Annotated in this window: 27 protein-coding genes and 1 riboswitch; of the genes, 22 read left to right on the top strand and 5 right to left on the bottom strand. The window is 62.2% G+C overall.

Features of this window, described 5'->3' with window-relative positions; all coding sequences use genetic code 11:
• Positions 1 to 34 precede the first annotated feature (34 nt).
• The 12 genes from DWX58_RS04190 to DWX58_RS04140 all read left to right on the top strand — a co-directional run bounded on the left by DWX58_RS04190 (position 35) and on the right by DWX58_RS04140 (position 9,738).
• Positions 35 to 250 (top strand): hypothetical protein, encoded by a 216-nt coding sequence (locus DWX58_RS04190; RefSeq protein ID WP_243093252.1) that lies wholly within the window; start codon positions 35 to 37, stop codon positions 248 to 250.
• A gap of 109 nt (positions 251 to 359) precedes the next feature.
• Positions 360 to 557 (top strand): hypothetical protein, encoded by a 198-nt coding sequence (locus tag DWX58_RS15545; RefSeq protein WP_021920639.1) that lies wholly within the window; start codon positions 360 to 362, stop codon positions 555 to 557.
• A complete protein-coding gene (locus DWX58_RS04180) occupies positions 508 to 879 on the top strand; it encodes a four helix bundle protein (protein ID WP_279229849.1) in 372 nt (123 codons plus the stop codon). Before DWX58_RS15545 ends, DWX58_RS04180 begins: the two co-directional genes overlap by 50 nt.
• A gap of 418 nt (positions 880 to 1,297) precedes the next feature.
• The gene (locus DWX58_RS04175; protein WP_243093250.1) at positions 1,298 to 2,455 is read left to right on the top strand and encodes an RNA-directed DNA polymerase; all 1,158 of its coding nucleotides are present in this window, start codon (positions 1,298 to 1,300) and stop codon (positions 2,453 to 2,455) included.
• The gene (locus DWX58_RS04170) at positions 2,370 to 4,226 is read left to right on the top strand and encodes a hypothetical protein (protein ID WP_243093249.1); all 1,857 of its coding nucleotides are present in this window, start codon (positions 2,370 to 2,372) and stop codon (positions 4,224 to 4,226) included. Before DWX58_RS04175 ends, DWX58_RS04170 begins: the two co-directional genes overlap by 86 nt.
• On the top strand, positions 4,223 to 4,423 hold the full coding sequence (locus DWX58_RS04165) for a hypothetical protein (RefSeq protein WP_021920635.1): 201 nt from the start codon (positions 4,223 to 4,225) through the stop codon (positions 4,421 to 4,423). The genes DWX58_RS04170 and DWX58_RS04165 overlap by 4 nt, the downstream gene beginning before the upstream one ends.
• Positions 4,420 to 4,569 (top strand): CD1375 family protein, encoded by a 150-nt coding sequence (locus DWX58_RS15320; RefSeq protein ID WP_021920634.1) that lies wholly within the window; start codon positions 4,420 to 4,422, stop codon positions 4,567 to 4,569. The genes DWX58_RS04165 and DWX58_RS15320 overlap by 4 nt, the downstream gene beginning before the upstream one ends.
• Positions 4,570 to 4,844: 275 nt before the next feature.
• The gene (locus tag DWX58_RS04160) at positions 4,845 to 5,114 is read left to right on the top strand and encodes a hypothetical protein (protein ID WP_147382231.1); all 270 of its coding nucleotides are present in this window, start codon (positions 4,845 to 4,847) and stop codon (positions 5,112 to 5,114) included.
• A 247-nt stretch (positions 5,115 to 5,361) separates the two neighbouring features.
• Positions 5,362 to 5,715 carry a BlaI/MecI/CopY family transcriptional regulator gene (locus DWX58_RS04155; protein ID WP_243093248.1) on the top strand — a complete coding sequence of 118 codons (354 nt, stop codon included), beginning with the start codon at positions 5,362 to 5,364 and terminating at the stop codon, positions 5,713 to 5,715.
• Between the two features lie 3 nt (positions 5,716 to 5,718).
• Complete coding sequence (locus tag DWX58_RS04150) at positions 5,719 to 7,011, top strand: M56 family metallopeptidase (protein WP_118641737.1); 1,293 nt, start codon at positions 5,719 to 5,721, stop codon at positions 7,009 to 7,011.
• Between the two features lie 32 nt (positions 7,012 to 7,043).
• Positions 7,044 to 8,369, top strand: a complete 1,326-nt coding sequence (locus DWX58_RS04145; RefSeq protein WP_118641736.1) for a M56 family metallopeptidase — start codon at positions 7,044 to 7,046, stop codon at positions 8,367 to 8,369.
• Positions 8,370 to 8,385: 16 nt separating this feature from the next.
• Positions 8,386 to 9,738: a M56 family metallopeptidase gene (locus DWX58_RS04140; protein ID WP_118641735.1), complete on the top strand. Its 1,353-nt coding sequence runs from the start codon at positions 8,386 to 8,388 to the stop codon at positions 9,736 to 9,738.
• A 53-nt stretch (positions 9,739 to 9,791) separates the two neighbouring features.
• Here DWX58_RS04140 and DWX58_RS04135 read toward each other — a convergent pair whose 3' ends face one another.
• A complete protein-coding gene (locus DWX58_RS04135; RefSeq protein WP_118641734.1) occupies positions 9,792 to 10,232 on the bottom strand; it encodes an SseB family protein in 441 nt (146 codons plus the stop codon).
• Positions 10,233 to 10,453: 221 nt separating this feature from the next.
• On the opposite strand from DWX58_RS04135, the gene DWX58_RS04130 reads away from it, so the two are divergent.
• From DWX58_RS04130 to DWX58_RS04115, 4 genes are all read left to right on the top strand, one after another.
• Positions 10,454 to 10,981 carry a QueT transporter family protein gene (locus DWX58_RS04130; protein ID WP_118641733.1) on the top strand — a complete coding sequence of 176 codons (528 nt, stop codon included), beginning with the start codon at positions 10,454 to 10,456 and terminating at the stop codon, positions 10,979 to 10,981.
• Positions 10,982 to 11,174: 193 nt separating this feature from the next.
• Entirely contained in the window at positions 11,175 to 13,019 is a 1,845-nt protein-coding gene (ftsH, locus tag DWX58_RS04125) for an ATP-dependent zinc metalloprotease FtsH (protein WP_118641732.1), read from the top strand.
• Between the two features lie 27 nt (positions 13,020 to 13,046).
• Positions 13,047 to 13,154: riboswitch (TPP riboswitch) on the top strand.
• A 330-nt stretch (positions 13,155 to 13,484) separates the two neighbouring features.
• Positions 13,485 to 14,012 (top strand): energy coupling factor transporter S component ThiW, encoded by a 528-nt coding sequence (gene thiW, locus DWX58_RS04120; protein ID WP_243093247.1) that lies wholly within the window; start codon positions 13,485 to 13,487, stop codon positions 14,010 to 14,012.
• A gap of 7 nt (positions 14,013 to 14,019) precedes the next feature.
• Positions 14,020 to 15,111 carry a 2-hydroxyacyl-CoA dehydratase family protein gene (locus DWX58_RS04115; protein ID WP_118641731.1) on the top strand — a complete coding sequence of 364 codons (1,092 nt, stop codon included), beginning with the start codon at positions 14,020 to 14,022 and terminating at the stop codon, positions 15,109 to 15,111.
• Between the two features lie 75 nt (positions 15,112 to 15,186).
• Here DWX58_RS04115 and DWX58_RS04110 read toward each other — a convergent pair whose 3' ends face one another.
• Positions 15,187 to 15,774, bottom strand: a complete 588-nt coding sequence (locus tag DWX58_RS04110) for a hydrolase (protein WP_118641730.1) — start codon at positions 15,772 to 15,774, stop codon at positions 15,187 to 15,189.
• Between the two features lie 191 nt (positions 15,775 to 15,965).
• Here DWX58_RS04110 and thyA point away from each other — a divergent pair, with 191 nt between their 5' ends.
• Positions 15,966 to 16,796, top strand: a complete 831-nt coding sequence (gene thyA / locus DWX58_RS04105) for a thymidylate synthase (RefSeq protein ID WP_118641729.1) — start codon at positions 15,966 to 15,968, stop codon at positions 16,794 to 16,796.
• A gap of 25 nt (positions 16,797 to 16,821) precedes the next feature.
• The gene (locus DWX58_RS04100) at positions 16,822 to 17,304 is read left to right on the top strand and encodes a dihydrofolate reductase (protein ID WP_118641728.1); all 483 of its coding nucleotides are present in this window, start codon (positions 16,822 to 16,824) and stop codon (positions 17,302 to 17,304) included.
• A 54-nt stretch (positions 17,305 to 17,358) separates the two neighbouring features.
• On the opposite strand, the gene DWX58_RS04095 is transcribed toward DWX58_RS04100, so the two are convergent.
• Positions 17,359 to 18,546: a 5-bromo-4-chloroindolyl phosphate hydrolysis family protein gene (locus DWX58_RS04095; RefSeq protein WP_118641727.1), complete on the bottom strand. Its 1,188-nt coding sequence runs from the start codon at positions 18,544 to 18,546 to the stop codon at positions 17,359 to 17,361.
• Positions 18,547 to 18,882: 336 nt separating this feature from the next.
• On the opposite strand from DWX58_RS04095, the gene DWX58_RS04090 reads away from it, so the two are divergent.
• The gene (locus DWX58_RS04090) at positions 18,883 to 20,805 is read left to right on the top strand and encodes a VanW family protein (RefSeq protein WP_118641726.1); all 1,923 of its coding nucleotides are present in this window, start codon (positions 18,883 to 18,885) and stop codon (positions 20,803 to 20,805) included.
• Between the two features lie 36 nt (positions 20,806 to 20,841).
• Positions 20,842 to 21,519: a DUF2461 domain-containing protein gene (locus tag DWX58_RS04085; RefSeq protein ID WP_118641725.1), complete on the top strand. Its 678-nt coding sequence runs from the start codon at positions 20,842 to 20,844 to the stop codon at positions 21,517 to 21,519.
• Positions 21,520 to 22,430: 911 nt separating this feature from the next.
• On the opposite strand, the gene DWX58_RS04080 is transcribed toward DWX58_RS04085, so the two are convergent.
• On the bottom strand, positions 22,431 to 23,981 hold the full coding sequence (locus DWX58_RS04080; RefSeq protein ID WP_243093246.1) for an oligosaccharide flippase family protein: 1,551 nt from the start codon (positions 23,979 to 23,981) through the stop codon (positions 22,431 to 22,433).
• Positions 23,982 to 24,162: 181 nt separating this feature from the next.
• Here DWX58_RS04080 and DWX58_RS04075 point away from each other — a divergent pair, with 181 nt between their 5' ends.
• Together DWX58_RS04075 and DWX58_RS04070 are read left to right on the top strand one after the other, a co-directional pair.
• Positions 24,163 to 24,939 (top strand): enoyl-CoA hydratase-related protein, encoded by a 777-nt coding sequence (locus DWX58_RS04075; protein ID WP_118641723.1) that lies wholly within the window; start codon positions 24,163 to 24,165, stop codon positions 24,937 to 24,939.
• A gap of 98 nt (positions 24,940 to 25,037) precedes the next feature.
• Positions 25,038 to 25,955 (top strand): AEC family transporter, encoded by a 918-nt coding sequence (locus DWX58_RS04070; protein WP_199648678.1) that lies wholly within the window; start codon positions 25,038 to 25,040, stop codon positions 25,953 to 25,955.
• Between the two features lie 63 nt (positions 25,956 to 26,018).
• Here DWX58_RS04070 and rplL read toward each other — a convergent pair whose 3' ends face one another.
• Positions 26,019 to 26,396, bottom strand: a complete 378-nt coding sequence (gene rplL, locus DWX58_RS04065) for a 50S ribosomal protein L7/L12 (protein WP_118641721.1) — start codon at positions 26,394 to 26,396, stop codon at positions 26,019 to 26,021.
• Between the last annotated feature and the right edge of the window lie 25 nt (positions 26,397 to 26,421).

Here is a 26,421-nt window from a genome sequence, read left to right as displayed (position 1 = left end):
CATCCAGGAAGGAACGCCGGTTAGTCAGACGAACATGAACCACATGGACGACGGCATCTTCGCGAACCGCGAAGCCGTCATTCTCCACGAGGCCCAGATCGCCGACGCGCAGAAAGAGATCAAAGTGCTGAAAGACGCCACCCTCAACAACATGACGAACAACGTCTTTCTCATCAATTTTGACTCCGTGGACGCCGTCGCGATCACCTCCGGCATCTATGACCCCGTGGCGAGAAAACTCTATGTATAGGGTCGCTTGCACCCTCAAAGAAACAAGCTGCATACTCGGGAACTTTTTCGGCGAGCTTTGCCCGGTATGTGAAAGGTGTCGAGAACTCTCGGACAACGAGCTCGTCCTTATGACCGCGAGCGGTCTCACTCTCGAAGGGAAGGACGTCCTTGTTATTGAGGGACACAGCTCCATCACAGGGGAGCCCGCAAAGGTAAAGCTCACCGACTACGGCTTCGAGTTCTTCGGGGACATCACCGAGATCGCCCGCATTAGAAATGCGAGGTGCTGCTACATTGGAACCGTCAATACTTCAAAAGAAGGCTGAAATCCTACTCGAACGGGATGTCTACCCCTTGCTCAAGAACTTCCCCCAGGCTGAAAAGTATAGTTTGTCGCAGGAGATCAAGCAATCATGCTTCCGGCTGATCCGCGCGGCGGTCATGGCGAACAACCTCACCACCGTCAAGAAGCGGCTCGAATGGCTGGACGAGGCGGACGCCGAGAAGACGCTTCTCCTCGTGCTGTTTGGAGTCGCCCGGACGCAGAAGTACATCACCGAGAAGAAAGTCCACGAGCTGCAAACGAAACTCAACGAGCTGGGGCGCATTATTGGAGGCTTGCAAAAGCACTTCATCAACAACCGATAAAAAAGTAAACCGCACCTACTTAGGGTTATCTCTGTATGGCGTCGAACCGCGCGAACCGTGGGTACAATTCGGCCCGCAACTGGAATTGGAACGACTCGTCCAATCGGAACGCGAACCTCGGTTTCCGCCCCGCCTTGTAGGTTATTACGTCATTCGCGGCTACGGCTTCGAGTGCGTGTCCTTGTTATACTTCAAGGGAGAGGTAATCCTTCGCCTTGTCTCTGACGGCGTAAAAACAGTGACGAACCTCCGGCCCGCCCTCTCGTATTGGGAGGCCGGGGCAAGTCTACAATGTGGGTATAAACCCGCGTCATAGGTGCCAAGCCGTTTCTGAAAAGGAAAGGATGCCACGATGACGAAATTCCCCTTATTTATTAAAACCGCGCAGAACATTAAACACCCGCCGATCCCACCGATCATGCCGCTTGCCACCTATGAGGAGGCGGTCGGCTACGAGAGGATAAAGGTCGGCTACAAGCAAGCCCTAAGAGGGCAAAGAAAGTACACCCGGGAGGCCGTCAAGTACGATCTTTTCCGGGAGAAGAACAACGTCGACCTCTGGCGCGAGCTCAAGAGCTCAAAGTACACGCCGGGCCCGTATCACTTCACCGTCATCACGGAGCCAAAGCGGAGAGACCTCTCCATCCCGAAGCTCCGCGACAAGGTGGTGCAGCTCGTCATCCACGAGGAGCTGCAAAACATGTTCCGGCCCGTGTTCATCAATGGCTCGTTTGCTTGCCAGTACGGGAGGGGCCCGATCCGCGCCGCCTTCAAAGTGCAGCACGACATGAGGGTCGCCCGTATGAAATGGGGCGACGACGTGGCCGTCATCAAGATCGACGCCCGGAAGTTCTTCTATTCCATCGACCGCGACCTGCTCAAGAAAATCCTTGCGAAGCGGTTCAAGAAGCTCAAGAAGAAGCACCCCGACATGTACGGGGATCTCCTTCGGTTTTACCGGCTTCTTTGCAAAGTGATTGACAGCTCACCGGAGGGCGAGAGAGGCATCCCGCTCGGGAATGTCAGCTCCCAGGACTTCGCGAACATCTACCTCAACGAGCTCGATCAATTTTGCGTCCGCTTCCTCGGCGCGAAGCTCTACACCCGGTACATGGACGACATTGTCATTATTGCACCGAGCAAGGAGATCGCCCGGGAGTGGCTGGCGAAGATCAAGGAGTTCCTCCGCGTGAGGTTACACCTTGACACCAACAAAAAGACAAAGGTTTTCTATATGCGGCAGGGCGTGAACGCCTACGGCTTCAAAATCAAGGCCACCCATTTAATGATCCGCACCGAGTCCAAGCGGCGGGAGAAGCGGCGCATTAAAGCGATGGTTCGGAAGCTGAGGGAAGGCAAGATCACGCGGGCGGCGGTCGTCCAGGCGGTCAACTCGTGGCTCGGGTTCGCTCGGTGGGCCAGCGCCTACAACCTCGCGAAGAAGATATTCGCGCCCTACCGCTTCATTAAAACGGAAGGAGCGATCCCTTATGGCGCAATATCTCGGAACCGTCAAGCTCGGCGGCTTCTACAACAACGGCGCAATCCTCAAGCGGCCCACAAGGCCGTGGCGTAATGATACGACACCGTCCGGCGCGTCTGCTGCTGGCGACATCCCCTCGATGTCCGGCAGCATGGCGAACTATACCTTCGGGGACACCCCCAGCGCAGACGCGAACAAGCTCCAATGGGTCAAGATCAAGGACGGAGACAAGACCCTTCTCATTTGCGACCGCGTCATCCTGGTCAATGTCTCGTGGGACGATTTGAACGGGCAGGGCTACGTCACCGGCAAGACCGTCACCATCGACGGGGCAAAATACAAGTGCCGTCTTCTCACCGGCGGCAGCAATCGAAGGAATGGGGACTCCTACGCGGGAGGAACACCGACCAACAACGAGTGGGACAGGTTCATCACCCGCGAGGAGGTCATCTCCGGCCTCCCTGCTCCGGTTTCCTCTGACCTGGACAGCAGCACCAACTCGACCGACCTCAACAGTGCCCACAACAAGTTTTGGAACTGGTTCTATGTGTACTCCTGGTGTCAAGAGACCTACGCGGAGGGGGCGTCGTACCGCGCGCGCCGTGGGTACGATTCGGCCCGCCTCTGGTTTTGGAACGTCTCGTCCTATCGGAACGCGCGCCTCGGTTTCCGCCCCGTCCTTGAAATTCTGAACACTGACCCTCTGATCTCTGACAGTGACCGCAATCTCGGAGATAAGAACCAGAACTTCACGATCGAGTACACGGTCGACGACGCCGACTCCGGCGACGTCCTCGCGGCGACGGAGTCGATTGATGGGCGAACGACGAAGTCGTTCGCCCCGACGCGAAAAGCAAAAAACACCATCTCGATCAACATCCGAGAGCACTCCCTCGGGAGCCACACGGTCAAGGTCGTCGTAACGGACGGCCAGGGTGGAACCGCTACTCGGACATGGACATTCACCCGAGTCAACTCCGCCCCGACCATTTCCGGCTCGGACACCAACCTCGGAGACAAGAACATCGGCTTCACCTACAATTACACCGTCGACGACGCGGACGGCGACGAAGTCACGGTCGTCGAGATGCTGAACGACGAAACGCTCCGCACCATCAACAACGCCCCGAAGGGAGAGCAGCTCTCGGTCTCTATCACCTCAGAAAAGCTCTACGCCCTGGGCCTCAATACGGTCAACAACCTCGTCATCACCGCCACCGATGGGCAGGGCGGCACAACCTACCGTCGCCTCACCTTTAAGCGGACGAACTCGGCTCCAGCTATCTCTGGGCAGGACGAAGACCTCGGCCAGCAGACGGGCAGCTTCGCCGAGAAGTACACCGTCACCGACGTCGAGGGCGACAACGTGGTCGTCACCGAGTTCGTCGACGACAAGCAGATCCGCAGCTATCAAGCTACGCTCGGCCAGGAGGAGACGATCGAGCTCTCCCGTGAGAATTGGCTCGTCCTCGCAAATGGGGATCACCAGCTCCGCGTCGAGGCCGTTGACGGCAACTTCGCGACGAGTGTGAGGGTCTGGAACTTCTCCAAGAAGGAGACCGTCATCGCCTTCCAGTTCGCGCAGCCGGAGGAGACGGACGCCCGGGCGACGAAGATCCTCATCACGCCTACATGGCATATCGAGGGATCGGTCGCCAAGGTCGAAGCGTGTAACAATGCCTTTGATGCCTCCCCGGCGTGGGAGGACATCACGGCGCAGGTCGCGATCAACCGGGTCTACAACTTCCTCAACCAGTCCAAGACCGCCGAAAAGTGGGGCGTGAATGTCCGCTTCACCATCGAGAAGAACGAGGGCTATGAGGGAGAGGTTTCGATCTCCGGGTTTGGAGGTGCTTACGAATGAACCAGAGCATGAAGTATCTGACCCCTAAGATGCCGATCACCGAGATCGAGCGTCAGAGGGCGGAAGAAGCGGAGGAGCAGAACATCGACCTCTATGAGGCGATCGCCGGTCTCTTCGAGGAGGTCATGGGGCTCACGGAGAAGGTCTCGAGCCTCGAAAGTAAGATCAAGCAGATTGAAGGAGGACAAGCAAAATGAAAGTGAAAGAGTACATGATTTCCGTCTATGCCGTTCTGGTGAAGAACAGCAAGCGCGATATTGAGTCCCTGCCCGAGGAGTACATCATCCCCGTCGCCGAGTATCTGGCGGCGCAGGAGGAAGGCACTCTCGAGCCGGAGGAGTAACGCCGCAGGGACACCCGCCGAAGGGCCGTAGAGGCCCGCAAAACGGCCCGTAAATGGCCGGTAGTAACCTAACCCCACAAGAGGGCAAAAAGCACGGGAGGGGCGGCTATTCGTCGCTCCTCCCGTATGCTTTGATCCCGCCCTCTTGCGTGTGCCGCTCCCGTGCTTCTGGGGGGGCGGTTGACGCAAGCGAGCAGGCTCGGAAATGCTTCTAAGATTGGCCCGTTTTTTCTCAAGTATGCTGTCCCAATTTCTCAAAAAACTTGTCGCGCTACATGCTGGCCTGGAGGAATCTGGTGCGGCGGGCCGTGCTTCAGGGAAAGCCGGTGACGGTAAGGCCCCGACGGGAGAGGGGGCCCGTGTTCTTTGCCCTGACCGGGGCGGGGGAACTCCTTCTGGCCGGATACTTTTTCTGGTTCAACGGGTTCGTAGAGGGGGAGGGGGACGGGCTGAGTCTGTTCATCAGCGCGCTGGCCGTGTGCCTGTTCCTCGGCTGTGCGGTGGTGAATTTCCGGCGGGCCGTGCGGCGAAACCGCCTGAGGTGAGCGGCCATCCCTGTGAATCCACAAGGCCCCCGGCTGTGCCGGGGGCCTTTCGCCTGGGAAACGACCGGGCGCGGCAATCTTGCCGCGCCCGGTTTTTTGGATCGCCGCGAAGAGCCAAAATGTCCGGGCGGAGGGCGGCTGTCCCCTTGGTTTATTTTAATAAACTTGCAGTTGACGGGAGGGTTTTATTGTGATAAACTGACAGCAGAAAGAGGTTTATTAAGATAAACTGAAGGGAGGGACAGACGTGGAAAAGCTCTTTGACGGAGAATACCGGCTGATGCAGGTGCTGTGGGACAGCGGGGCGGTCAATTCCACCCGCCTGGTGGAGCTGTGCGGGGAGAAGCTGGGGTGGAACAAATCCACCACCTACACCGTGCTGCGCAAGCTGAAGAACAAGGGAGTGGTGCGCCACGAGGAGACCCTGGTCACCCCCCTTCTCACCCGGGCCCAGGCGGTGCGGGCGGAGGGCGAGCATCTGGAGAAGATGGCCGGGGGCCTCTCCCCTTTCCTCACCGCCTTTTTAAGCGGGCGGAAGCTGACCCAGAAGGAGGCGGAGGAGCTGAAGGAGCTCATCGACCGGACCATGGGGGAGGGGTAAGGTATGCTGAACTGGCTTGCGGAACTGGCGGTCCTCTATTTGAACATGGGGCTGGTTCTGGGCCTCACCTTCGGGGCGCTGATCCTTCTGCGCCCGTTGACCGGGCGGCTGCTGCGGCCCCAGCACCAGGTGGTGCTTTGGTATGCGGGCTGGCTGCTGGGTGTGCTGGCGACGACGTACAGCTCCCTGGGGCGCTACCAGCTGCTGCCCGTTACCTTCCGCTCTCTGGTGGTTCCGCGGGTGGCGCAGAGAGGAGGGCAATCCTCCTACCCCGCCTTTTTCTGGAGCGAGGCCGGAACGGAGGTCCAGCTGATGCTGCCCGGAGGGACGGAAGTGGCCATCCCCCACTATGAGACGCTGCTGACAGCGCTTGCCCTGGTCTGGCTGGTGACCGTGGTGGGCGTGGTGCTTTGGGAGAACCGGCAGGAGAGGCGCTTGAAGCGGCTGAGCCTGGCAGGTGAGCGCATGGACCGGGCGGCCCTGGCGGAGTACGGCATCACGGACCAACGGGTAGCGGTGCGCCTTTGTGAAAACCTGCCCACCAGCTTTGTCCGCCGGGGCCACGACACCGGAAGGAAGGACGGCATTCGCTATGTCATCTGCCTCCAGAAGGAGCTGCCCCCGGAGCGGATGCGTCTGGTGCTGCCCCACGAGCTGGAGCACATCCGCCTGCATCATCCGGCTTATAAGGGACTTATGGTGGGCAGCTTGACCGCGCTGTACTGGTGGAATCCCATCCTATGGCTGGCCTGCCGGCTCACCTGCCGGGACATGGAGCTGGCCTGCGACGCAGCGGTGCTGGAGAAGCTGGAGCCAGCGGAGCGGCGGGACTATGCCCGCACCCTGGTGGAGCTGGCCTCGGGAAAGCACCTGTGGGGGAGCGTTACCTCCTTTGGGGAGTGCGACGCCGCGCTGCGGGTACGCCGGGCGGCCAGGTGGAAGCCGGTTCGGGAGGAGCTGGAGGCCCTGTCCCTGCTGCTGGCATCGGTGCTGTTTGTGTTTTTCTTCTGCGGCGGCCCGGTGTATCAGAGCTGGAAGCCTGCTTATGAGCCTCCGCGGTGGCCGGAATATCTGGAGAGCGGGGCCTGGATGGACCAGGTAGCCCAAAAGCTAGAACAGCCGGACTGGCAGCCAAGGGAAGTCTGGAGCAAGAGGGCGGAGGCTCTGGTGGTGCTGGACGAGACGGGCCAGTGGTACAGCATCACCTTTTCCGACTGGACGGGGGAGAAATACGACTGGGTCAGTGTGGGGCCCATGAGACAGGCCTTTCTGGACGGCTATACCCGGGTAAGCTGAGAGAACAATCGACAGGAAAGGACGGGGCTGGTATGGAGCTGCTGCATAATTTTTTTAACAGTTATTTCAACCTGTTCCTCGATCTGGGGCTGTGGTGCGGCATCGTCATGGGAATCATCCTGCTCCTGCGGCCGGTGCTCTGCCGCCTGCTCACTCCGGGGCAGCGGGTGTTCCTGTGGGGCGTGGGCTGGATCGGGGGCTTTGCGCCCCAGCTGTTTCTGCCCCTGGCCCGGATTGAACTGCCGGTGCCCACCCTGCGCAGTCTGCTCATTCCACGGGCGGAGCGGGGCTATCCCCTGTTCCTGCCTGTGCTGCAGGAGGCGGGCTCCTACCGCCTGGTCCTGCCCGGCGGGGCGACCATCCCCTTCTCCATTACCCAGGAGGGAATTTGGACCCTGGGGTGGCTGGGGCTTCTCTTTCTGGCGGTGACTCTGTTCCTGGCCGCCCGCAGCGACTGGGGGGTCAAGCGGATGGCCCGGTCCGGCACGGAGCTGGACCGGGAGCAGTACCAGCGTCTGCGGGTGGACCAGGAGGACGATTTGGTGGTCCGCCTGTGCCCCAACCTGCCCACCAGCTTTGTGGTCCGAAGCTGGGGACGGCATGAGATTGCCCTTCAGAAGGAGCTGACGGAGGAGCAGCTGCGGCTGGTGCTCCTCCACGAGCGGGAGCATGTGCGCCGCCACGATCCCTGGCTCCAGGGGCTGGCCGTGGTGGTGGTGTGTATCTTTTTCTGGAATCCCGTGGTCTGGCTGGCCTACCACTTCACCCGGCGGGACATGGAGCTGGCCTGTGACCGGCGGGTGCTGAAGCAGCTGGGGGAGGAAGAGCGCCGGGCCTATGCTCACACCCTGGTGGACCTGGCCTGCGACAAGCCCCGGTGGGGCGGGCTCACCACCTTCGGGGAGTGCGACGCCTCCCGCCGGGTGAAGGCGGCCACCCGCTGGGTGCCTGAGGACGAGTCGGACGATCTGGACGCCCGGCGGCTGCTGGGCTGGGTGGTGGCGCTGCTGCTGGCCGCCTCGCTGTTTCTGGGCGGTCCCTGGGAGCGGGCAATCACGGCGGATTTGGTGGCCGACCTGGAAAAAGGCGGCGGCTGGACCTGGCTGGCCGGGGAGATGGCCCAGCAGCACATTGTCCCCGATGAGGAGGAGCCGCTGTGGATTCGCGGCGACGACAACGGCTACACCCATGTCTACTTCCAGGATGAGGCGGGGGGCTGGTGGAAAGCGCTCATGGGCTTCTATCGGGATGATCTGGACGCCCACCTGATGGAGGTGACCATTCCCGACACACCGGATCTGTCCGGCTGTGCCCCCATTTCCTGGGAAGAGACGGAGGGAATGTCCGGAGCGGCGTGACGGAAAGGAGCGGACCATGGAATTTTTGATCGATCTGTTTCTCCAGCTCCTCAATCTGGGCCTGGTTCTGGGGGCGGAAATCGGGGTGCTGCTCCTGCTGCGTCCCCTCCTGTGCCGGATCTGTACGCCCCAGCAGCGGGTGGTGCTGTGGGCGGTTGTGTGGCTTTCCGCCTACCTCCCCTGGGCCTATGACCTGGCCAACCAGCTGAACCTGCTGCCCGTCACCCTGCGCACTCTGCTGGTCACCCGGACTTCGGATTTTGGCTCTTATGCAGGCGAACTCCCCGCCATTCTGCCCGGAAGATATCAGAGTCCGGGGCTCTATCACCTGGCCCTGCCCGGAGGCAAGCTGGCAGATGTCTCCCTCAGCGACGGGGTGATGACCGCCCTGACGGTCCTGTGGGCGGCTGTCGCGCTGGGGCTGGCCTGGTGGTGCGCCCGGCGGAGTGAGAGACTGGAGCGGAAGGCCTATGAGGGTCGGCTGCTCTCACGGGAGGACCCCCTGCGCCGGGGGATTCCGGAGCTGGAGCGGGAGACCACCATGATTCGGGTGTGCAAAGACCTGCCCACCAGCTTTGTCCTGTGGGGCGGAACCGCCCGGGAGACCGGGGCCAGCTACGGCATCTATGTCCAGGAGGAGCTGTCCCCGGAGCGGATGCGCCTGGTGCTGCTCCACGAGGCGCAGCACATCCGCCTGCGCCACTGCTGGTGCAAGCTCTACCTCAGCGGGGTCCTGCTCTACTGGTACAATCCCCTGATGTGGCTGGGCTACCGGTGCTTCTGCCGGGATCTGGAGCTGGCCTGCGACCGGGCGGTGCTGGAGCGGCTGGACGGAGACGAACGGCGGGAGTACGCCCGGATGCTGGTGGAGCTGGGCAGCGGAAGGCTTTTGTGGGATGTGCCCACGGCCTTCGGCGAGTGCGACATTGCCCGGCGGGTGCGGGCCATTGCGGCCTGGAAGTCCAGCCGGCAGAACCGGAACCGTCAGGCGGCGGCCTGGGCGGTGTGCCTTTTGCTGGGGCTCTTCCTGGCGGGCGGTCCCCACGACCTCTGCCGGGCGCAGGACATTCTGCTGGCCTACCAGCGGGAGGACGGCGGTACCGAGGCCTTTGTCCAGGCGGTGGAGCGGTGCGTGGAGGAGACGGGCGCTACCCTGGAGGCGGAAGAAATTTGGTGCGCCAGCCGTTGGTTGGAGGGGCGGCTGCCCTGGACCGGCCAGAAGGAGGAGTACCTGCTGGTGCAGGGGGCGGACGGAAGCTGGTACGCCGTGGGGCTTGCCTGGGATGCCAAACGGGTCTCCTTCCGCGGAAGTGACCCCCAGCGGCTGGCCGAGGTCCCCGATCTTGCCGGCTGTACCCGCCTGGTTTAGAACCAACAAAAAACCCATCCCCGGCTCGTTTAAGAGCCGGGGATGGGTTTTGTTTACTGATTTTGCTCCGCCTTTCGGCCCACCAGGTGCTCCACCATGGCCCGGTCAAAGGACAGGCAGCAGCCAAAGGGGTCGATGACAAAGCCCGCCCCCCGGTTGTCCCGGAGAATCATGGCGGCGTAGTCGTCGAAGGACAAAAGCAGCGTCTGCTGGTTTTTGGGTCCGCACAGCTTCCGCAGCTCCTCCCAGCCAGTGAAGGCGGGAAAGAAGGGCTGGCCCTCCTGATTGGGCAGCAGCTGGAACTGGATGGCGGTGCCCTCCCCGCCGGAGACGGTGGCCTCCTCCGGGGAGAGAATGTTCACCGGGGCCAGAAACCGGGCGGAGGAGATGACCGCATCCAGCACCGCCTCCCGGTTCTCCCGGGTATTTTCCCGGCCCATCCGCTCCACCGCCGAGAGCAGGGCCTTGTTGTCAAGTTCCGTTGTTTGCTCCATGGGACGCCTCCAAAGGTGTGATTTTCTCTATTGTACTACACTCCGCCTCCCTCCCGCAAGGGACAGGCACAATTCCGTCTGGACAAACGGATTGGGGTGTGGTAAGATGCCTGTTGACGAGTTTTATACCATCTCGTCCAAGCACGGCGGCATAGCCTGCCGTGTTCGTTCGGGAAGCCCAAGGCTTCGCCGTTCTCTAAACAAAAAATGGAGGTTTTTTTATGTCCAAATTCAACACCCGTGATCTCACCTTTGCCGCCATTCTGGCCGCCGTGTACGCCGTCTTGACGGTGACGCTGCCCATCCCCCAGTATGGCCCTGTCCAGGCCCGCCTGTCCGAGGCCCTCACCGTGCTGCCCTTCTTCTTCCCCGCCGCCACGCCGGGGCTGGTGGTGGGCTGCTTCATCGCCAATCTGTTTTCCCCCTACTCCCTGGATGTGATTTTCGGCACCGCAGCTACCCTGCTGGCCTGCCTCATGACTCAGCGGATGCCCAACCAGTGGCTGGCTCCCCTGCCCCCTGTGCTGTGCAACGCCGTCATTGTGGGCGCTGAGTGCGCCTGGTACCAGGCGGGCGGCTTCGGTCCTGCCTTCTGGCCCGCCTACGCTTTCAACGCCTTCACCGTGGGCCTGGGTGAACTGCTGGCCTGCTGCATTCTCGGCTCTCTGCTCATTCGGGTGCTGCCCCGCATCTCCTTCTTCCGGGAGCGCATTCCTCAGCGCCGTCTGGAGCAGCTGGCCCACATTTAATTCAAGACTCCTTGCCGGATGGTTCTCCATCCGGTATTTTTTTGCCTGCTGCCCCCCGTGTTTACAAATTTGACACAGAATATTCACACACTCTCATGGAAATTCTTCATGGGTAGACTATACTGTTAATTAACCTGTTAATAAAACCCCGTGCGGCGGAGGCCGCGTGTAACATTTGAGAGGATGATATTGTGTGCAGGAAGTGAAACAACCGTCCAAAAAGCCGCTGATTTTCTATTACGTGGTGGCTATGCTCATCTTGATGGTATTGAACATGACCTTTTTCCCGTCGGTGCTGGAAAAACAGGTCAAAGAGGTCAGCTATACCGACTTCATGTCCATGACCTACGACGACAACATTGGCCTTGTGCAGATCGAGGGAGATGAAATCACCTTCACCGACAAGGCCCAGGAGAACATTTACAAGACTATCGCCATCGACAGCGACACCGACCTGGTCCAGCGGGTCTACGACCACGGGGGCCAGCTCAACCGCATCGACACCCAGCCAGGCCTGCTCACCTCCATTCTGGTGGGGTGGGTGCTGCCCCTGCTGCCCTTCCTGCTCATCGGCTACTTCATCCGCAAGCGGATGCAGAAGGCCATGGGCGGCGGCGACGGCATGATGTTCGGTATGGGCGGCGGCTCGGGAGCCAAGGTGTACGTCCCCTCCTCCACCGGAATCCGCTTTTCCGACGTGGCCGGCGAGGACGAGGCCAAGGAACTGCTGGGTGAGATCGTGGACTTCCTCCACGACCCGGAGAAGTACCGCCAGATCGGCGCCCGCCTGCCCAAGGGCGCTCTGCTGGTGGGCCCTCCGGGCACCGGCAAGACCCTGCTGGCCAAGGCGGTGGCCGGCGAGGCCAACGTCCCCTTCTTCTCCATCGCCGGCAGCGAGTTTGTGGAGATGTTTGTGGGCCGGGGCGCTGCCAAGGTGCGGGACCTCTTCAAGCAGGCCAACGAGAAGGCCCCCTGCATTGTGTTCATTGACGAGATCGACACCATCGGCAAGAAGCGTGACGGCCAGATCGCGGGCAACGACGAGCGGGAGCAGACCCTGAACCAGCTTCTCACGGAGATGGACGGCTTTGACGGCTCCAAGGGCGTGGTGGTGCTGGCCGCCACCAACCGCCCCGACTCCCTGGACCCTGCCCTGCTGCGTCCCGGCCGCTTTGACCGGCGCATCCCCGTGGAGCTACCCGACCTCCAGGGGCGCATTGACATTCTGAAGGTCCACGCCCGGAAGATCCGCTTGGCGGAGGACGTGGACTTCACCCCCATCGCCAAGACGGCCGCGGGCGCTTCCGGCGCGGAGCTGGCCAACATCGTCAACGAGGCCGCCCTGCGGGCGGTGCGGGACGGGCGGCAGTACGCCACCCAGGCGGACCTGGAGGAGAGCGTGGAGGTGGTCATCGCCGGCTACCAGAAGAAGAGCCGGGTCCTCTCCGACGAGGAGAAGAAGATTGTGGCCTACCACGAGACGGGCCACGCCCTGGTGGCGGCCATGCAGTCCCACTCCGCCCCGGTGCAGAAGATCACCATCATTCCCCGCACCTCCGGCGCCCTGGGCTACACCCTCCAGGTAGACGAGGGGGACCACTTCCTCATGTCCAAGGAGGAGCTGCTGAACAAGATTGCCACCTACACCGGCGGCCGGGCCGCCGAGGAGCTGGTGTTCCGCTCCATCACCACCGGAGCCTCCAACGACATTGAGCAGGCCACCAAGCTGGCCCGGGCCATGATCGCCCGCTACGGCATGAGCGACGAGTTCGGCTTTGTGGCCTTCGAGACCATGACCAACCAGTACCTGGGGGGTGACGCCTCCCTGGCCTGCTCCCCCGAGACCCAGGCCCGCATGGACCGGAAGGTCACCCAGGTGGTGGGCCGGCAGTATGAGAAGGCCATGAACATTCTGAAGGAGAACGAGGGCAAGCTCCACCAGCTGGCCCAGTACCTCTACGACCACGAGACCATCACCGGCCAGGAGTTCATGGACATCCTGGAACAGAAGGAGCTCCCGGAAGAAAGCCAGACTTGACACGGGGGCAAAAAGGTCGTATGATAACAGCGCAAACAGGGGAGCTCGCGGCAGCGGGCTGAGAGGAGGCTTGGCGCCTCGACCCTCTAACCTGATGTGGGTAATGCCACCGTAGGAAGTCATAGGGATCGTATGATTGCATTGCGGGGCGGCCCAGATTGGGCCGTCCCGTTTTTGTTTGTCCACTTACACTTCTTTTGGAAAGGACGTGGGAGGAGAATACCGCGGCGCCCCGGCTCAGAGCCGGGAGCGGGCAGAGGGGGAGCGCCCTGTGCCCGGGCCAGAACTGCAGCGATGGGAAGCCGTGTTCCGGCGTGAGAGGAGGCCAGTAAGCCTCGACCGAACCCCGCGGGGCGGTGTGTGTCCGGCCCGGGGACCCTGTATGCGGCGTTATGCCGCCGGAGGGATGTCGCTGCTCTGTTTTGCGGTATTCCCCCATGAACTTTACAAGAGAGGTGTTTTTTTATGTCCAATTACACGAAGGAGAACCGCCTGGCCATGTCCGTGGCGCTGGCGGGCATTCTCACCGCCGTGGGCGTGGTGGGAGGTACTCTGTCCATCCCCGTGGGCTTCACCCGCTGCTGCCCCACCCAGAGCGTGGTCAACGTGGTGGCCGGTGTCTTCCTGGGGCCCTGGTACTCCCTGGCTATGGCCTTCTGCGTCAGCCTCATCCGCAACCTGCTGGGCACCGGCACCATTATGGCCTTCCCCGGCAGCATGTGCGGCGCTCTGCTGGCGGGCCTTCTGTACCAGCGGTTCCATCGGGTGTGGGCGGCCTGCCTGGGCGAGATGATCGGCACCGGCGTGGTGGCCTCCATCCTGGCCTTCCCCATTGCCCGGTATTTCCTGGGCAAGGCCTGCGGCCTCTTCACCTATTTCATCCCCTTCATGACCGTGGCGGTCACCGGGTCGATCATCGCCTGGGTGCTGGTGTATATTCTGAAGAAGAACGGCGCCATGTCCGCCATGAGCCGGGCCGTCCAGCGGAGCTGAGACGGCCATGAACGCCCGTAAGCCGGTGGCCTGGATGTCCACCAAATTCCCCCTGGAGATCCCCGCGGCCTTGGGTATGGAGGTCATCTGCCCGGAGAGTGCGGCGGCGGCCGCCGCCGGGAAGGGAGAGAGCGGTCGGCTCTGCCGCCGGGCCGAGGGGCTGGGCTACTGCGCCGACCTCTGTTCCTATGTGCGCATGGGCATGGCCCTGGCCTGGGACGGGGGACTGCCAAAGCCCGATGTGCTGCTGTGCTGCGACAACATCTGCTCTGGCATGGTGCAGTGGTATGAGGCCATGGCCCGGACGCTGCAGGTCCCCCTGGTGCTGCTGAATTTCCCCTACCGCCAGAGCCAGGTCTCCCAAGGGCAGGTAAACTATCTGCTGGGGCAGCTAAAAGCGGCCATCCGCCAGCTGGAGGAGCTGACGGGACAGCAGTGGGACCCCCAGAAGTTTCAGGAGGCCTGCCTTTGGGAGGAGCGGTCCGCCCGGGCCTGGCAGCGGGTGCTGGACTGTGCCATGGCACGCCCCTCTCCCCTGCGGAGCATGGAGATCTTTGATTACATGCCCCTGATGGTCACCGGCCGATGCCGTCCGGAGATGGAGGAGCGGCTGCTGGAGCTGGCCCGGGAGCTGGCCGCCCGCAGGCCGGAGGGAGAGGAATACCGCATCTACTGGGAGGGCACCCCCTGTTGGCCGGTGCTGGGCCAGGTGGTGGAGCTGCTGGACAAGCGGCACATCCGGGTGGTGGCCGACCCCATCAGCCATTCCCTGGGCTTTTGCTGCCAGGATCTGGAGAGCCTGGCCCGGGCCTACTGCGAGACCATCAACGGCGTGTCCCTGGAGGAGGGGGTGGCCATGCGGGCAAAGCTGTGCTGGCGCTATGGGGTGGACGGCGTGCTCGTCCACTATAACCGGTCCTGCCGCCCCTGGTGCGGCGACCTCCAGGAGGTGGAGCGGCGGCTGCGGGACGAGCTGGAGCTCCCCGTGGTCAGCTTTGACGGCGACCAGGGGGACCCGGGAGCCTTCTCCCCCGCCCAGTTTGAGACCCGGCTGGACACCCTCACCGAGCTGATGGCCGCCCGCCGGGAGGCCCGGTGAGCCGGAAAAACAAAACGCGCCGCGGCGCCGGAAGGATTCCGGTGCCGCGGCGTGTTGCGTTCAGTGGGGCGGAGGTCAGTTCTCCTCCCCCTCCAGGAAGTAGGAGGCCTCCATGTCGGCGGTGGCCAGGGCGAAGGCCAGGGGGTACTTCTGAAAAGCCTGGCCCACGGTGCGGTTGTCCTCCGGGCCGGAGAAGCCCATGTGCCAGCGGATGGCCATGGCCTCTTCCCGGGTGAGGCGGATGAAGCCGTTGGTGATGTAGACGCTCTTCTCCCCGTGTCCGTAGGGCAGGGGGTCATCGAAGGAGTAGGTGGGTACCTTCTCCCACTGGCCGGTGGCGTCGTTCTTCACGTTGCGGAAGCCCTTCTTGTAGCAGCCGATTTTGCACAGGTCGTGGAGAAGGGAGACAATGGCGATAGACTCGGGGCTGTACTCCAGGCCGTACAGCTCCTGCACCCGCTCCCGCTGGAGGTAGTCCACCAGACAGTGGTACACGTTGAGGCTGTGCTCACACAGCCCGCCCTCGTAGGCCCCGTGGTACCGGGCGGAGGCGGGGGCGGTGAAGAAGTCGCTCTTGTGCTCCAGGTAGTCCAGCAGCTTGTCCGCGCCCTCCCGGGTGATGTTCTCTTTGAAAATCTCAATAAATTCCTCTTTGCAGGACATAATGTACCTCCATACAGACCGGTCCGGAGCGGAAAAACCGCCTGTCCGTCCCGTCCTTTTTCATTGGAACCAGTGTACCATGTCCGGCGGGAACATTTCAACACAGAAAGGCAAAAAACCTCTTTTCCAAGGGGGACAGCCTGTGGTACAATAAAAGGACGCAAAGCAGCAAATTACAGGAGGATTTAGCCATGAGTTACGCCGATCAGGTGTTTATTCAGAACTGTAAGGATATTCTGTCTAAGGGTGTCTGGGACACCGACCGCCCGGTCCGGCCCCGGTGGGAGGACGGCTCCCCCGCCCACACCATCAAGCTCTTCGGTGTGGTCAACCGCTATAATCTGAAGGAGGAGTTCCCCATCCTCACCGTGCGCAAGCAATACCTCAAGTCGGCGGTGGACGAGCTTCTGTGGATCTGGCAGAAGAAGTCCAACAACGTCCATGACCTGAGCAGCCACGTTTGGGACGCCTGGGCGGATGAGAACGGCTCCATCGGCAAGGCCTACGGCTACCAGCTGGGGGTGAAGCACCACTATCCCCAGGGGGACATGGACCAGGTGGACAAGGTGCTCTGGGACCTGAAGCACGACCCCGGCTCCCGGCGCATCCTGACCAGCCTCTATAACCACCACGACCTGAGCGAAATGGCCCTCTACCCCTGTGCATATTCCATGACCTTCAACGTCAGCGGCAACACCCTCAACGGCATTCTGAACCAGCGCTCCCAGGACATGCTCACCGCCAACGGCTGGAACGTAATGCAGTACGCCGTGCTGCTGCACATGATCGCCCAGGTGTCCGGCCTGGAGGCCGGGGAGCTGGTCCATGTCATCGCCGACTGCCACATCTACGACCGCCATGTGCCCGTGGTGGAGCAGATGCTGGAGCGGGAGCCCTACCCCGCCCCCAAATTCACCCTGGACCCCACGGTGACCGACTTCTATGCCTTCACCAAGGACAGCGTCTCTCTGGAGGGCTACCAGGCCCACCCCATCGGGGAAAAGATCCCCGTTGCGGTGTGAGAACAGAGTGAAGAGAGGCACAGCTATGAATGTCATTGTAGCGGTGGATGAGAACTGGGGCATCGGAAAGGATGGCGACCAGCTCATCTACCTTAGGGAGGATTTGAAGCGCTTCAAGGCCCTGACCATGGGCCACCCCCTGATTCTGGGGCGGAAGACCATGGCCACCTTCCCGGGCGGACGGCCCCTGAAGGGGCGGCGGAACCTGATTTTGTCCCGCAACCCGGACTTTGCCCCCGAGGGGGGCGAGGTGTACCACACCATGGAGGAGCTGCTGGCACAGGCGCCGGAGGACGCCTTTGTCATCGGCGGCGCGTCAGTCTACAACGCCCTCATCGGCCAGTGCGACACGGCCTACGTGACCAAAATTCAGAAGGAGTTTCCCGCCGACTGCTGGTTTCCTAACCTGGACGAGGACCCGGCCTGGCAGGCGGAGGAGCCCTCGGAGGTCATGGAGCAGGACGGCGTCCGCTACTGCTATGTCACCTATCATCGCGTAACGAAATAAGGACAGAAAAACGCCGCCGGGCTTTGAGCCCGGCGGCGTACTTATTTACAGGAATCAGAGCTTCAGAGACATGCCGTCCTGGTCGGACAGGCCGTCCTTGGCCAGCATCCGCTCCAGCACCTCCACGTCGGTGGTGATGTCCATGGCGTCGCCCTGGAAGAGCTGGTCCAGCTGCTTCTCAAAGCCCTCCACCACCTTATCCATCATGCCCTCAATGCGCTCCATGGCAGAGGTAATGTTCTCGCCGGACACCTCCTGGTCCTCCAGCTGGCTGTACGCCCGGAGAATCTTCAGGGTGGTGGGCAGGTAGTAGCTCAGGAAGCTGTGAAGCTGGGGAGATTTTTCCGGGTGCTGCCGCTGATACTCCAGAATCTTGGCGGTGATGACCCCGATGCGGTCAATCTGGGCGGAGAGCTTTTCGTTGTCCACCGCGTCGTTCACCGCTTTGATCTCCAGCAGAATGGCGTCCTGCTCCTGGCGGGATTCCTCCTTGGCAGGCTTTTTGGGCTGGGCGGGCTCCTCCGGCTTGGAGCTGATTCCGCCGCCGGAGAGAACCAGCATGCCGCCTCCATAGTCCAGGAAGGCGCGGGGGAACATGCCGTCGTCCAGCATATCCTCCAGGTCATCCCGCACCCGGTTCACGGAGCGGCCGGTGGCCGAGGCCAGGGAGGCGATGGACACGGACTTGTTGCTGCCGATCATGGCCACATAGCTGCGGTACCGGCTGGCCTGCTTCCGCTTGTGCACGCCCGCCCACAGACAGCCCAGGCCGCCGAAGAAGAAGCACAGCACAGGCAGTGTCTCCTCCAGGAACCAGGTCACATCGGGCAGAATCCACAGGCTGCTGCTGACTGCCATGATGGAGGCAAAGCCGAAGAGGGCGGCCACAATGCCGCCGATGATGGTCAGCTTCTTGGCCTGGCCGGTGAGCAGGGCAATCTGGTCCTGGGCGGCCGACTTCCGGCCCCGTGTGGACTTGGCCGTGCTGCCCTCGGCCTCCTGAGAGGCGTAGGGAGCAGAGGTGCGGGCCCCCACCGGGGTCTGTCCCGCCTGCTGAGTGTAATAGGGATGGCGGCCCTGCTGGCTGCCCCGCCGGGGCGCCCGTCTGGTGCCCCCCAGCAGCTTGAACACAATCATCAAAAAGCCGATGGGGGCGGCGACTCCGGTCAGCAGCAGCATGGCTGCAACGATCCAGTAAAGTAAACTGCCGTTCCGTCCTCCACGGTCCTGATAGTCCGACATGAATCTCCCTCCGCGCAACTTGGATAGTCTTTTCCCCTCTGTTTGTTCATAAGAATAACAGATTCCGCTCAAAGGGAGATTGATTTCTCCTTAAAATTCCATGAAGAAACTACCGTCCCTCTCGCTTGTATTATCATACCGCGGCGTGTGGAAAATGTAAATGGTCTGAGGGCGGTATTTTTTGTCGCGGCTCTGGGGAGAGAGGGCATTGTAACTGTTCTGTAATTGCTATCACCGGGAATCTGGTGCTATAATGTTGCTAAACGCGGCCTTTTGCCGCCAAAGGATTCAGATTATAAAGCGCTTTGCCCTCGGGCGGAGCGTGGAGGGAAGCATATGGAAGGACAACGTGTGGAACAAAAGCCGGGGAAGCCCAAGAAGGGCCTGATCATTGCCGGCGTTGTGGTGGGGGTGCTGGCGGCCGCCTATCTGGGCCTGTGTGCCTGGGCAGGCCAGTCCCGGACCATTTTCCCCCACACCTCGGTGGCCGGGGTGGATGTGTCGGGACAGACCGTGGACGCAGCCGCCCAGACTTTGTCCCAGGAGCTGGAGCATGCCGCCCGGTCGGTGTCCCTGCCTCTGGCCTATGGCCATTGGGAGGGCACCCTGGATGGCGGCGTGGTGGAGCTGGACGCGGACGCCTGGGCCCAGAGCGCCTGGGAGTCGGGCCGGGAGAACTTCCTGCTCCAGGGCGGAGCCTATCTGGGCCGCCTGATGGGGATGGGGTGCGATCTGGCCCCCGAGTTTGCCCTGAGCCAGAGCGGTCAGCAGCAGTTTGAAGCCCTCATGGACGAGGCCGACCAGCAGGTGGGCGGCGCTCTGGTGGACGCCAGCTACGCCGTAGAGGGGGAAGAGCTGGTGCTCACCAAGGGAGTCACCGGCGTCACCATCGACCGCCAGGCTGCGCAGGAGACTGTTTTGACTGCCCTGGGGGAGGCGGTGGCCGCCACCATGGGGGCGGAGAACGCCCAGCAGCCCCAGGCCGTGGAGCTGCCCGCCCACGAGACGGCTCCCCAGGACCCCGATTTTGACGCCATGTACGCCGAGCTGCACACCGAGGCCCAGGATGCTCAGGTGGACCCGGACACCCTGGAGGTGAGCGAGGCCGTGGTGGGCGTGGACTTTGACGTGGCGGCGGCCAAGACCGCCTTTGCCCAGGCCGCCGAGGGGGAGACCGTGCGAATCCCCCTGACCATCACCCAGCCCAAGGAGACCAAGGAGAGCCTGGAGGCCAAGCTGTTCCGGGACCTGCTGGGAGAGGGCACCACCAAGGTGTCCGGCTCGGCCAACCGCAAGCACAATGTGAAGCTGTCCGCCTCCGCCTGTAACGGCGTGGTGCTCATGCCGGGGGAGGAGTTCTCCTACAACAACACCACCGGCAGCCGCTCCGCGGACAAGGGCTATCTGGCCGCCCCGGTGTACTCCGGCGGCGACTCGGTGGACGAGGTGGGCGGCGGCATCTGCCAGACCTCCTCCACCATCTACTACGCCGTCCTCCACACCAATCTGGAGGTGGTGGAGCGCCACGCCCATACCTACAACACCGGCTACGTCACCCAGGGCATGGACGCCACCGTCTATTACGGTGCGGCCGACTTCCGCTTCAAAAACAGCACCGATTATCCGGTGAAGATCGTCACCAAGAGCTACGATAAGAACGGCGCCCGCTACCTCACCGTGCAGATTTACGGCACCAACGATGAGGGCATCTACGCCGTGCCCAAGAGCAGCGTCTTTGACCGGGTGGACCCCACTACCCAGTACAAGGCAGATTCCTCCATCCCTCAGGGTACCACCAAGGTGGACTCCAAGCAGAACCCCTACACTGGCTGGTCCTCCCAGACCTACCGCTATGTGTACGACAAGGACGGCAACCTGCTGGAGAAGCAGGACATGGGCTTCAGCAAGTACAAGATGCGTCCCAAGACCATCCTCTATAACCCCGCCGACGGTGATCCCTCCACCTGGGTGGACGGAAAGCCCCCCAAGCCCGGCGAGACCACCGATCCCGGCACCGGAACCACTGACCCCGGTACCGGCACCACAGATCCCGGCACGGGAACCACCGATCCTGGCACTGGAACGACCGACCCCGGAACCGGAACGACGGATCCTGGCACCGGCACCACGGATCCCGGCACGGGAACCACCGATCCGGGTACCGGCACCACCGACCCCGGCACCGGAACAGCGGGCGGACAGGGGGGAGCCAGCAGCTCCTCCTCCGCCCAGAACCCCTCGGGCAGCCAGGCCGCCTGAGGCATTGCATCCCACGAAAGAAAGAGGAACCATTTCATGTTTCAAGGCTTTTCCCAGGGCAGCGTGGACTTTCTCTGGGGGATTCGATTCAACAACGAGCGCAGCTGGTTTTTAGAGCATAAGCAGGAATACCTCACCCTGGTGGACGCCCCCCTGCGGGAGCTGGCCGCCCAGGTGGGGGAGGCCATGCATGAGGCCTACCCCAAGCTGGACCTTATGGTGAAGGTCAGCCGCATCTACCGGGATGCCCGGCGGCTCTATGGCCGCGGGCCCTATAAGGACCATATGTGGTTTTCCCTCCGGCGGCCCGGCCAGTCGGAGGGCGGCGCCCCCTGCTTCTACTTTGAGCTGGCCCCGGAGTATTACAGCTACGGCATGGGGGCCTACGACCCCACGCCCCTGACCATGGCCAAGCTCCGTGCGCGCATCGACCGGGATCCCAAGTCCCTGGAGACGCTGGCCCGCCGCCTGAACCGGCAGGAGGAGTTTGTGCTGGAGGGGGCGGAATATAAGCGCCCCAAGGGCGACCCCGGTCCGCTGCTCTTCCCCTGGTATAACCGGCGGCAGATTGTGCTGTCCAGCGATCACAACTGCGAGGGGCTGCTGTTCACCCCGGAGTTGGCCGACCAGATTCTGGAGGGCTTCCGGTTTCTGGAGCCCTACTACTGCTTTATGGACACCCTGGCGGGGGACCCTCCGCCGGACCAGATGTAAGACCAACAGGGCGGGGGCCCGGGAATTCCCGGGCCCCCGCCCTCAGTCTGTCAAAAAAGTCCTCGCTTTGCTCCCCGCAGTCCTTGCGCAGCAAGGACTGCGGGGAATTTGATTCCATACGAGGCGGGCTGCCGTCCCCTCGAGCTCCCCCGCCCATTCTGGAACCCGACGCTGCTTTTCGGAGGGACGGCAAGCTGAGGGCGGAATGGAGTAAACTTGCAAAAGGAGCGTTTTAAGGGAAATGACCCTTGAAACGCTCCTTCTTTGTAAAAAGTGCATGAATTGCACAATGTGTTTTGTAAAAACATCATAGAGATTAAAAAATCACACAAAAACTCCTTGACATCAGTGTGGTGATGTGCTACATTATAGCCAGAAAGGATGAGTCCCATGTACTAAGTAGAACCCCAGCACCTGACGTCAGAATGCAAGGTCAGACGCAAGAATATGTAAGAACCCCAGCAAAACGCGCATCCGATCGAAACATGGTGCGGCACCAAAGCAGGACCCTTGACCAGAGGAAAGGAACCTCCGCAAAACAGCAAGGAACCCTGACCCAGGAAAGGAGAACCCCAAGCCACATCCGATTCGAATGTAGACCAGGCAGCTTGACACAGGGTATGCGCATACCATCATCAATAGCAGGCTATCCAAAGAAAACATTCCAACGTCCGTTGCCTCACGTATGAGGAAGTTAAAATCGCAACAGCGGTTACAAATCAGGTTGAGAATTTGATTTCAGGGAAGCCGAGCAATGAAACGGTATGTGGCCATTCAATAGAAAGAGAGGTAACCATATGATGTTAGATAACAAGAGTTCACAGAAATAACCCTTGGCTGCAGCGGATTACGAAACGGGCAGTCAAGGGTTATTTCTTTGCCTGGGGACAAGGGAGGACGCCGGAGGGCGTCTATTTTTTTGCCCTCCGGGGCCCCACAGACAGCGCCCGGAGCAGGGAGACCCCCTGGGCGTGGAGGGCAGCCAGATAGAGTACCAAGGCAAACACCAGGCAGGAGAGCCCGGCGGCCAGGGGGGACAGGCCGCTGTCCTTCAGCACCCGGAGCAGCAGATTGGCGTTGAGGGCGGCCAGCAGGGCGGCCAGCCCCGGGGCGGTGAGCCACCGGAACAGGGCCAGACGCAGCCCCGCCCGGCGTACCGCCAGCCACAGACACAGGACTGTCTCCACCGCCGCCGAGGCCAAGGCTCCGGCCACATAGCCCCCCATGCCCACCCCGGGCAGAGGGACCAGAGCCATGGTGAACAGCAGCTGCAGCCCGCCCCCCAGCAGGGAGACGGCGGCCACCGCCTTCTGCTGCCCGATGCCGTTGAGAATGGAGCCCAGCACCGAGCAGTAGCAGCTCAGGGCCATGGTGACGGCCAGGGGGATGAGAAACTCCCCCACATCCGGCTGGTTGAACATGACCCGCCCCAGATCGGGGCCCAGCACCACCATCAGGGCCATGGAGGGCAGCGTGAGGAGGGAGACCACCCCCATGGCCCGCCCGGCCAGACGGCTCACCTCGCCCCTCCGCTCCAGGGCGCAGGCCCGGGCCAGCCGGGGGACCAGCACCAGATTCAGGGGGCCCAGAAAAACTGTGGGCAGGGCCAGCATGGGCAGGGTCATGCCGCAGATGACGCCGAACTGGGCCATGGCCGCCTCCCGGGCCATGCCCCCCTCCACCAGCTTCTGAGGGATGAGGGCGGCGTTGGCCGCCCCCAGCAGGTTCCCCAGCAGGGCGTTGGCCCCCACAGGCAGGGCAATGGCGGCGATGCGCCGGCGGCGGGCCCCGGAGGTCTCCCCCGGCCCGGCGAGCCCCAGACGGTGTCTCCGGCGGCGGCAGAGGAGCAGCAGCGTGAGGGAGGAGAACACCTCGCAGACCACCATGCCGCACACAATGAGGCCCACTACCCGCTCGGGATACTGGGGCAGAAACAGCACCAGCAGCCCCAGCACCGCCCCGGTGCGGATGAGCTGCTCCAGCAGCTCCACCACCGCCGGGGGCTTTACCAGCCCGGAGCCGTAGAAGAAGTGCTTGTGCATATTCTCCACCCCGGTGAGGGCGGTGCAGGGGATGAGGAGGATGAGGCCCAGCTGGGTCCGGGCGTCCCCCAGAAAACGGACGGAGATGAAGTCGGAGCCCCCAATGACCGCAGCGCCCAGGGGGATGAGCAGCAGGAAGAAGAGGCGCAGACAGGTGCGCAGAGTCTGGTGGGCACCCCGGCTGTTTTGGAGGGCCAGATGCTGGGGGACCAGATTGGACACCGCCGCCGTCAGTCCCACCGCCGTCAGGGACAGCAGCACCGAGTAGACGGGCATGATGAGCTGGTAGAGCCCCATCACCTGGGCCCCCACCAGCCGGGACAGGGCCACCCGGTAGCCAAAGCCCAGCAGCTGGGACGCCGCCCCAAGCGCCGTCAGAAACAGGGCCCCACGCCCGGCGGACAGTCTGCGCTCCTCCACTGCCATCCCTCCTTCTCCAACAGAGTATTCACCCTGCCGCCCGTTCATGCCCCGGGAGAAATGGGGAAAAGAGGCTTGTGGTTTTGTTCTGTACGCATTATAATAGTGCCATTGAATCACCGGGATGTGTGCCCTACGGGGCGCCCCCGCAGAAAACGGAACATTTAAGGAGGAAACAATCATGGCTTTTGTGACCCTTGAGCAGAATGGCCCCGTGGCCGTCGTTACCATGAACCGCCCCGAGGCCCTCAACGCCCTCAATGACCAGGTGCTCCGGGATCTGGACGCCGTGCTGGACCAGGTGGAGGAGAACGAGGAGATTCTCACTGTGGTGCTCACCGGCGCGGGCCGCTCCTTTGTGGCCGGCGCGGACATCGGCCAGATGTCCCAGCTCACCGCCGCCCAGGCCAAGGCCTTCGGCGTGCTGGGCAACCGGGTCTTCCTGAAGCTGGAGAATCTCAGCAAGCCCACCATCGCCGCCGTTAACGGCTTTGCTCTGGGCGGTGGCTGCGAGCTGGCCATGGCCTGTGACATCCGTCTGGCCAGCGAGAAGGCCAAGTTCGGCCAGCCCGAGGTGGGACTGGGCATCACCCCCGGCTTCGGCGGCACCCAGCGCCTGCCCCGGATTGTGGGGGCTTCCCGGGCCATGGAGCTCATCCTCACCGCCCGGAACATCAACGCCGCCCGGGCCAAGGAGATCGGCCTGGTGAGCGAGGTCTATGCCCCCGAGGCGCTGATGGAGGAGGCCCTGAAGCTGGCCAACGCCATTGCCGCCAACGCCCAGGTGGCCGTCCGCCAGTCCAAGGCCGCCATCCGCAAGGGCCTGCAGACCGACATGAACACCGGCGTGGCCTATGAGAGCGAGGCCTTTGCCCTGTGCTTTGCCACCGAGGATCAGAAGGACGCCATGGCTGCCTTCCTGAATAAGGAGAAGCTGCCCGGCTTCAAGAACCGCTGATCATTTGGAGATCCAACACAAAACCGCCGGTATAACCGGCGGTTTTCCCTTGCATGAGAGAGGAGGCGGCGGATACGCAGCTGTCAATTGAAGTATTATTGTCCAACTTGGTGGGCCTGTTTCTGCTCATTGGGGTGGGCTACGGCATGGTGCGGGGCGGACTGGTGCCCCTGTCCTCCACCGGCGCCCTCACCAGTCTGCTGTTGAAGGTGGCCCTGCCTGCCACCATCTTCACCTCTATGATTCGGCCCTTTGATCCCAGCTTTGTCCGGGACGCTGTGATTATCGTGGTGGTGAGCACGGTTCTGTTTTTCCTTTACGCAGCGGTGAGCGCCGGGCTGGTGCGGGTGTTCCGGGTGCCCAAGGGGCGGCAGGGCGTCTGGATGCTGGCGGCCACCTTCTGCAACAACGGCTTTATGGGCTTTCCCGTGGCCTATGCCCTCTTTGGGGATGAGGGATTGGCCCTGGCCGTCATGCTGGGCATTCCCTTCAACATTCTGATGTACAGCCTGGGAGCCACTCAGGTGTCCCTGGACCGATGCGCCGGCGGGGAGAAAACTCGGCTGACGGTGAAGCAGGTGCTGTTCAGTGCGGTAAATGGAGCCATCCTGCTGGGCCTTATCTTCTATGCCGCCCAGATCCCTGTGCCTGAGGTCATTTTCACCCCTTTGCAGCATCTCTCCAACATCACCACGCCCCTGTCCATGCTGATTACGGGCATGAGCCTGGCAGCCAGCCCCCTGCCCAGCCTGTTCCGGGACCGGGACGCCATTACCTGTGTGGTGACCCGGCTCATTCTCCTGCCGCTGCTCACCTGGGTGCTGCTCCTGCTGCTGCCCATTCCCAATCCCCTCATTACCAGCGTGATTCTCATTATTATGTCCATGCCCAGCGCGGCGGTGGTCACCGCCATGGCCCAGCGCTATGAGAGCGACCGGGAACTGGCGGCCCGGATGGTCTGCCTGTCCAGTCTGCTGTGCATGGTCACGCTGCCCCTGATCGCGCTGCTGCTGTGAACATAAAAAAAGATGAGAGGCAAAAGCCTCTCATCTTTTTTTGTACGGTTTGAGGGAAGAAACTTACTTCAGCTCGACCTTGGCGCCGGCCTCTTCCAGCTTCTTCTTCATCTCCTCGGCCTCGTCCTTGGACACGGCCTCCTTCAGAGCCTTGGGAGCGCCCTCGACAACAGCCTTGGCCTCAGCCAGGCCCAGACCGGTGATCTCGCGGACAGCCTTGATGACCTTGATCTTGGCAGCGGCGTCGAAGCCAGCCAGAACCACGTCAAACTCGGTCTTCTCCTCGACAGCCTCAGCAGCAGCGCCGCCAGCGGCGGGAGCAGCCATAGCGGCGGCGGACACGCCGAACTCTTCCTCCAGAGCCTTAACCAGCTCGGACAGCTCCAGAACGGTCAGGGCCTTCACTTCCTCGATGAGGGCAGTAATCTTCTCACTAGCCATGGTGAAAATACCTCCTAAATAAATG

The organism is Pseudoflavonifractor sp. AF19-9AC, from assembly GCF_003478995.1.
GTDB lineage: Bacteria > Bacillota > Clostridia > Oscillospirales > Oscillospiraceae > Lawsonibacter.
This window is presented reverse-complemented; position numbering and strand designations above follow the sequence as displayed.